The following is a 7,244-nucleotide window of genomic DNA, read 5'->3' as shown; positions in this document are numbered from 1 at the left end:
GGCGACCTCCCCCACCAGCGATCGTCCAACCAGCCGACCTACACCGTCAAGCCAGCCAGCACCTTGACAGCCGATCCCCGATAGGGAATCAGTCGCGGTTGATCCGGGCCGACTGCTTCACCAGCTGGTACGCCGGCAGCAGGTCCTCCGGGTCCGGGGCGTCCAGGCTCAACACGACCGGGCCGTAGAGGGAGGACAACGCGATGGCGCGGTCCGTGTCGCCGTCCGCCGTGTAGCTCACCTCGACGGCGTCCAGCGTGCCGGCCCGCAGCCGCCGGTACTGCGCGCCCGTCGCCTTCGGCGCGTACGCCTCGACGAAGTGCTTCAGGTGCGCCTCGGCGCCGCCGGCGACCCCGTCGACCCGCCACACCCGGAGGAACCCGAGGTCGCCGGTCGGCCGGGCGTCGAGTTCGCACAGCATCCTGGCCTTGCCGACGGTCGGCTCGCCGAACTCCGTCGAGCCCTGCACCGCCTCGACCTTCCACCTGGCCGGCAGCGAGAAGGTGATCGGCAGCTCGCAGGGCGTGCCCTTCTGGCCGACGGTGGTGCCGGCGGCCGCGGCGGCCACCTCGTCGTGCCAGGGTGGGCCGGGGGTCACCGGCGAGGCGGTGGTGCTCGGCGCGGCCGACGCCGACGGCGAGCCGCCGGCCGACGGTGTTTCCTTCGCGTCGGCGCAGGCGCCGGTCAGCGCGATCGTCAGCGCCGCGAGCACGGCGGTGCGGGTACGTCGTTCCATGTGTCCATTCCCCGTTGACGATGAGAGCCGGCCCATCAAAGCGGGGCGGACGGCCCGCGTCAACCCGGTTGACCTAGTGGGCCGCGCGCAGCGCGGCGACCAGCCACTCCACGGCCGGCACCGCGGGCGGGAACGGCTCCCGCCGGTTGAGCACGCCGATCAGCTGCCAGTACCGCTCCACCCGCCGGTCGGTGAAGGCGGCGATCCCGTCGGCCATCGCCCGGCGCTGGTCCGGCGTGAGCGTCGGGTCCACCATCTCGTCGAGCACCGCCCGAGCATCGGGCGACGCCGGGTCGATCCCGGCGGCCAGCGCCGCACGCGCCGGCTCGACCGACGGCATCGGCTCCGGCGGCGGCGCCGTCGCGTCGGCCGACCCGGCCACCGCCATCTCGCGTACCCGACGGCGGAAGTCCGGGTCGGCCACCAGTTCGGCCAGCTCCAGCCAGGCGTCCACCTCCTCGTCTGTGGGCTCGTCCGGCAGGTCCGCCGGCAGCGCCCGCATGGCCTGGGCCAGGCCGGCACCCAGGTCGACGTCGACGCCGTCGAAAACCTCGGCCACGAAGTCGTCGATGATCCGCTGCCGCTCCCGGGCGGAGAGGCGGGCCAGGTCGTTCATGAGTCTCAACTCCTCGGTCGTACTGCCACGTCGGGTGACCGACCGCAGCACCGCCCGGCGCAGCCGCAGCGTCCGGATCTCCGCGTCCAGCGCCCGGACGTGCGCCTGCGCCACGTCCCGGACGGTGGACTGGCGGTCCACGATCCGGCGTACGTCGTCCAGGCCGATGCCCAGTTCGCGCAGGGAGCGCAGCAGCTCCAGCCGGGCCACGGCGGCCGCGTCGTAGAGCCGGTAGCCGCCCGGCGACCGGCCGGTCGGGGGCAACAGGTCCAGGTCGGACCAGAAGCGGATGGTCCGGACCGAGAGGCCGGTCCGCCGGGCGAGCTGCCCGATGGTGAACAGGTCGGTGCGGTCGTCCACGTCGAAGAGCCTCCTGTCTCCAGCCGCTGGAGAGTCAACCCGGAAACGGGCTCGCGGTCGCCCGCCGCGCCTGGCACGCTCTGCGCACATGGGAACGGCACAGGGTTTCGCGTACGCCGAGCGGTCGGACGGCACCGTGGTGATCACCCACCACGGGCGGGTGGCGGGCACGTTGCGCGGCGGCCGGGCGGCGGAGTTCCTCGCGGAGGTCGAGGACGACCCGCAGCTCGCGATGGCCCGGTGGACCGGCAACTACCGCCGGGGCAACGAGCGGACCGCCCGCCGGCACCCACGTAACCGGGGCTGAGCGACGCGAGGGGCCCGCGCTCGGGTGAGCGCGGGCCCCTCGACGGTACGTGCGACTACAGCGGGATGTTGCCGTGCGCGCCCCGGGCCGCCGGGGCGGCGGCGAGGGCCTCGGCGATGCGGCGACGGGTCTCGGCGGGGGTGATGACGTCGTCGACCACGCCGATCTCCAGGGCGCGGTTGACGCCGCCCGCGACCCGGGTCTGTTCCTCGATCAGCTGCGCGCGCAGCGTCTCGCGTTCCTCGGCGGGGGCGGCGGCGAGCTTCTTGCGGTGCAGGATGTTGACCGCGGCGCTGGCCCCCATGACGGCGACCTCGGCGTGGGGCCAGGCGAACACGGCGGTGGCCCCGAGGGAGCGGGAGTTCATCGCGATGTACGCCCCGCCGTAGGCCTTGCGGGTCACCAGGGTCACCCGGGGCACGACGGCCTCGGCGAAGGCGTGCAGCAGCTTCGCGCCGCGGCGCACCACGCCGTCCCACTCCTGGCCGAGGCCAGGCAGGTAGCCGGGCACGTCGACCAGCACGATCAGCGGCACGCCGAGGGAGTCGCACATCCGCACGAACCGGGCCGCCTTCTCGGCGCTGGAGGCGTCGAGGCAGCCGCCCAGGCGCAGCGGGTTGTTGGCGATCACCCCGACGGTGCGGCCGGCGAACCGGCCCAGGGTGGTGACCACGTTCGGCGCCCACTTGGCGTGCAGCTCCACCCCGGGAGCGTCCAGCAGCGCCTTGACCACCGGCTTGACGTCGTAGGCCCGGTTCGTCTCCACCGGCATCTTCGCCGCCAGGTCGTGGCCCTGGTCACCCTCCACCGCCACGTCGTCGGGCGACAGCCGACCCTGGCGTCCCAGCAGCGCGGCGAGCTTGCGCGCCTCGGCCAGCGCCGACTCGTCGTCCTTGCACGTCACGTGGACCACCCCGGAGCGGCGGCCGTGCGGCTCCGGCCCGCCCAGCCGCTCCATGTCGACCTGCTCACCGGTGACGCTGCGGACCACCTCCGGACCGGTCACGAAGATCCGTCCGGCCCCGCTCATGACCACGATGTCGGTCAACGCCGGCCCGTACGCCGCGCCGCCGGCCGCGGGCCCCAGCACCACCGAGATCTGCGGCACCCGCCCCGACGCGCGCACCATCGCGGCGAAGACCTGACCCACCGCGTCCAGCGCCACCACGCCCTCGGCCAGCCGGGCCCCACCCGAGTGCCACAACCCCAGCACCGGCACCCGCTCCCGCACCGCGGTGTCGATGGCGTCCACGACGTGCCGGCACCCCTCGGTGCCCATCGCCCCGCCCATCCGCGTGGCGTCGGTCGCGTACGCGATCGCCGGCGTGCCGTCGATCTCGCCCCGCGCCCACAGGACGCCGGAGGTGTCCCGGGGCGCCATCAACCGCAACGAACCGGCATCGAACAGCGCCCGCAGCCGCAACTCCGGATCTCGGTGGTCCACGACGGGTGAAGTGTCCGCACCAACGGCGGTGGTGGTCACGTGAGCCTCCAAGGCTGTGGTCTCAGGCCCGCGTAAAGACGAGAGCCACGTTGTGCCCGCCGAAGCCGAACGAGTTGTTCAGCGCGGCGGGGATGTCCATGTGGCGCGCCTTGTTCGCGGCCACGTCCAGGGTGAGGCCGTCGTCCGGGTCGTCGAGGTTGATCGTCGGGGGCACGACACTGTCGCGGATCGCCAGGATGGTGGCGATCGACTCCAGTGCGCCCGCCGCACCCAGCAGGTGACCGGACATCGACTTGGTGGAGGACAGCACCGGGTGGTCGCCGAGCGCCTCGTGCAGCGCCTTGATCTCCGCCACGTCACCGACCGGGGTCGACGTGGCGTGCGCGTTGACGTGCGTGATGTCGGACCTGGCGACGTCCGCGTCGGCGATCGCCTTCGCGATGGCCCGGATCGCGCCCTCCCCCTCCGGGTGCGGCTGCACGATGTCGTAGCCGTCGGAGGTGATGCCGGCCCCGGCCAGGCGCGCGTACACCCGGGCTCCCCGGGCGGCGGCGTGGTCCGCGCGTTCCAGCACCAGGATGCCCGCGCCCTCGCCGAGCACGAAGCCGTCGCGGCCCTTGTCCCACGGCCGGGAGGCCCGCTCCGGCTCGTCGTTCCGCGTCGACATGGCCCGCATCGAGCTGAAGCCGGCGATCGGCAGCTGGTGGATGACCGCCTCGGTGCCGCCGGCCACCACCACGTCGGCGCGGCCGGCGCGGATCATGTCCAGGCCGAGCGCGATCGCCTCCGCACCGGTCGCGCAGGCGCTGGCCACCGAGTGCACCCCCGCCCTCGCGCCCAGCTCCAGCCCCACCCAGGCGGCGGGGCCGTTCGGCATCAGCATCGGGATGGTGTGCGGGGAGACCCGCCGCGGCCCGGACGCCTCCAGGATGTCGTCCTGGGCGAGCAGGGTCAGCGCGCCGCCGATGCCCGAGCCGACGCTGACGCCCAGCCGCTCCCGGTCCAGCCCGGAGTCGGCCAGGCCGGCGTCCGCCCAGGCCTGCTGCGCCGCGATGATCGCGATCGCCTCGGAACGGTCCAGCCGGCGCAGCTTGACCCGGTCGAGCAGGCCGGCCGGATCCACCGCGAGCTGGGCGGCGATCCGGACCGGCAGCTGCTCGGCCCACTCCTGGGTGAGGGCACTCACCCCGGAGCGGCCGGCGAGCATGGCGTCCCAGGTCGACGCGACGTCCCCGCCCAGCGGGGTGGTCGCGCCGAGCCCGGTGACGACGACGTCGGTGTGCGCCATGATCAGGACTGCGCCTCGATGTAGCTGACGGCGTCCCCGACGGTCTTCAGGTTCTGCACCTCGTTGTCCGGGATCTTGACGCCGAACTTCTCCTCGGCCGCCACCACGACCTCCACCATGGAGAGCGAGTCGACGTCCAGGTCGTCGGTGAAGGACTTCCCCTCGGCCACGTCGTCCGGGTTCACCCCGGCAACCTCTTCGAGGATCTCGGCGAGGCCGGCGGTGATCTCGTCACGGGTCATTGCGGTTTGGTTCCTCTCATCGGTTTCACTCGACGGCCGACGACGCCGGCCGTCACTCCCCGGCGCTGGCGCGCCGGAGGGGCTTCAGGGGCAGCGGACGACCTGACCGGCGTAGGTCAGGCCGCCGCCGAAGCCGAAGAGCAGCACCGGGGCGCCCGAGGGCACCTCCCGCCGCTCCACCAGCTTGGACAGGGCCAGCGGCACGCTCGCCGCCGAGGTGTTGCCGGACTCGACGATGTCCTTGGCGATGATCGCGTTCGGGATGCCGAGCCGCTTCACGATGCCGTCGATGATCCGGGCGTTGGCCTGGTGCGGCACGAAGGCGGCCAGCTCCGACGGGTCCACCCCGGCGCGCTCGCACGCCTGCCGGGCCAGCGGCGCCAGCTCGGTGGTGGCCCAGCGGAAGACCGACTGCCCCTCCTGCTGGATGTACGGGCGCCAGCCCTCGATGCGTACCGCGTCGCTCTTCTCCGGGGCCGAGCCCCAGACCACCGGGCCGATGCCGGCGGGCTCGTCCTCGGCGGTGGCCGTCACCACGGCGGCGCCCGCGCCGTCGGCGAAGATGATGCAGGTGGAGCGGTCCGTCCAGTCGACGATGTCGGAGAGCTTCTCCGCGCCGATCACCAGGGCGTTGCGCGAGGCGCCGGCCCGGACGGCGTGGTCCACCGTGCCCAGCGCGTAGGCGAAACCGGAGCAGGCCGTGTTGATGTCGTACGCCCCGGGCGCGGTGATGCCGAGCTTGGCGGCGACCCGGCAGGCGACGTTCGGGCTGCGGTCGACGGCGCTGCAGGTGGCAACGACGACCAGGTCGATGTCGGCGGCGGTGAGGCCGGCGTTGGCCAGTGCCTTGCCGGCGGCGGCGGCGGCCATGTCGGTGACCGACTCGCCGTCGGCGATCCGTCGGGTGACGATGCCGACCCGGTCGCGGATCCACTCGTCGCTGGTCTCCACCAGCTGCGCGATCTCGTCGTTGGTGACCACTCGGGAGGGCTGGTAGTGCCCCATGGCGAGGATCCGGCTGCCGGTCATGCGTGACCTCCGATGCGAACGAGCGGCTGGCCCGGCGCGACCGGGTCGTCGTGGTGGGCGAGCCACTCGGTGAGCACCCCGCTGGCGTGGGCGGGCACCTCGACGGGGCCCTGCCGGGTGGCGATGTGGCCGACGACCTGCCCCGTGTCGAGCGTGTCGCCCTCGGCGAGGCCCTCCGCCGGCTCGAAGGTGCCGGCCGACGGGGCCACCACCACGCGGAACTGCATGGTCGGCTCGTGGCTCGGCGCCATCCCGTGCCGGGCGATCAGGTCCCGTGCGGCGGGCAGGTCGTCCGGGGTGTTCAGGGTGACGATCTCCGGGAGGCCGCTCTCCTTGAGCTCCCGCTTGATCAGGCCCGCGAGGGTGCCCGCCGGGGGCAGCTCGATCACTCCGGTCACCCCGAGGTCGGCCAGCGTGCGCATGCAGAGGTCCCAGCGCACCGGCGCGGTGACCTGCCGGACCAGGCGCTGCACCATGTCGCGCCCGTGGTCGACCGCGGCGCCGTCGATGTTGGACAGCAGGATCCGGGTCGGGTCGGCGGGGGTGATCCCGGCGGCGACGGCGGCGAGCGCCGCCTCGGCGGGGGCCATGTACGGGGTGTGGAAGGCGCCAGCCACCTTGAGGCGGATCACCCGGGCCTTGGTCGGCGGCTCGGCGGCGAGCTTCTCCAGGCCCGCGACCGCGCCGGCGGCGACGAACTGGCCGGCGCCGTTGCGGTTGGCCGGGTGCAGCCCGTGCGCGGCGATCGTGGCGAGCACGTCGTCGGGCTCCCCGCCCAGCACGGCGGCCATCCCGGTCGGCTCCAGCGCGCAGGCGGCGGCCATCTCGCGGCCGCGTACGCCGGCGAGGGTGATCGCCGCCTCCGCGGGCAGCACCCCGGCGAGCGCCGCCGCGCCCAGCTCGCCGACGCTGTGGCCGGCGGTGACGGTGACGTCGTGCATCGGCAGGTGTTCGGCCGCGAGCAGCGCCGCCGCGACCAGCAGCGGCTGGGTGCGGGCGGTGTCCTTGATCTCGTCGGCGTCGGCCGCGGTGCCGAGGTGCACCAGGTCGACCCCGGCCATCGCCGACCACCACCGCAGCCGGGCCTCGGCGCCGGGCAGGTCGAGCCAGGGGGTCAGGAAGCCGGGTTTCTGGGAACCCTGGCCGGGAGAGAGTACGGCGAGCACGTCTATGACTCTCCCGGATACGCGCGGGTAGCGCTGTGCCGCCCTCGACCAAACCG

General features: G+C 73.9%; 8 protein-coding genes. 1 reads left to right on the top strand and 7 read right to left on the bottom strand.

Going from position 1 to position 7,244, the window contains the following annotated elements:
• Positions 1-88: 88 nt before the first annotated feature.
• The gene (locus ACGFZ2_RS32860) at positions 89-736 is read right to left on the bottom strand and encodes a lipoprotein (protein ID WP_393460564.1); all 648 of its coding nucleotides are present in this window, start codon (positions 734-736) and stop codon (positions 89-91) included.
• A gap of 73 nt (positions 737-809) precedes the next feature.
• Positions 810-1,712, bottom strand: a complete 903-nt coding sequence (locus ACGFZ2_RS32855) for a MerR family transcriptional regulator (protein ID WP_393460561.1) — start codon at positions 1,710-1,712, stop codon at positions 810-812.
• 88 nt (positions 1,713-1,800) lie between these two features.
• Between ACGFZ2_RS32855 and ACGFZ2_RS32850 the strand changes: the two genes are divergently transcribed.
• Positions 1,801-2,019 carry a hypothetical protein gene (locus ACGFZ2_RS32850; RefSeq protein ID WP_393263158.1) on the top strand — a complete coding sequence of 73 codons (219 nt, stop codon included), beginning with the start codon at positions 1,801-1,803 and terminating at the stop codon, positions 2,017-2,019.
• 55 nt (positions 2,020-2,074) lie between these two features.
• Here the strand turns inward: ACGFZ2_RS32850 and ACGFZ2_RS32845 are convergent, their stop codons facing one another.
• The 5 genes from ACGFZ2_RS32845 to ACGFZ2_RS32825 form a co-directional block, all read right to left on the bottom strand.
• Positions 2,075-3,463 carry an acyl-CoA carboxylase subunit beta gene (locus ACGFZ2_RS32845; RefSeq protein ID WP_393460558.1) on the bottom strand — a complete coding sequence of 463 codons (1,389 nt, stop codon included), beginning with the start codon at positions 3,461-3,463 and terminating at the stop codon, positions 2,075-2,077.
• Between the two features lie 61 nt (positions 3,464-3,524).
• Complete coding sequence (gene fabF, locus ACGFZ2_RS32840) at positions 3,525-4,751, bottom strand: beta-ketoacyl-ACP synthase II (protein WP_393460555.1); 1,227 nt, start codon at positions 4,749-4,751, stop codon at positions 3,525-3,527.
• A 2-nt stretch (positions 4,752-4,753) separates the two neighbouring features.
• Entirely contained in the window at positions 4,754-4,993 is a 240-nt protein-coding gene (locus tag ACGFZ2_RS32835) for an acyl carrier protein (protein ID WP_007072348.1), read from the bottom strand.
• 84 nt (positions 4,994-5,077) lie between these two features.
• Positions 5,078-6,022 (bottom strand): beta-ketoacyl-ACP synthase III, encoded by a 945-nt coding sequence (locus ACGFZ2_RS32830; RefSeq protein WP_357450886.1) that lies wholly within the window; start codon positions 6,020-6,022, stop codon positions 5,078-5,080.
• Positions 6,019-7,188 (bottom strand): acyltransferase domain-containing protein, encoded by a 1,170-nt coding sequence (locus tag ACGFZ2_RS32825; protein WP_393263153.1) that lies wholly within the window; start codon positions 7,186-7,188, stop codon positions 6,019-6,021. The genes ACGFZ2_RS32830 and ACGFZ2_RS32825 overlap by 4 nt, the downstream gene beginning before the upstream one ends.
• Positions 7,189-7,244: the final 56 nt, after the last annotated feature.

This window comes from Micromonospora sp. NPDC048063, from assembly GCF_043202855.1.
Classification (GTDB): Bacteria; Actinomycetota; Actinomycetes; order Mycobacteriales; family Micromonosporaceae; genus Micromonospora.
The sequence above is the reverse complement of the archived record's forward strand: the minus strand, read 5'-3'. Positions and strand labels throughout refer to the sequence as shown.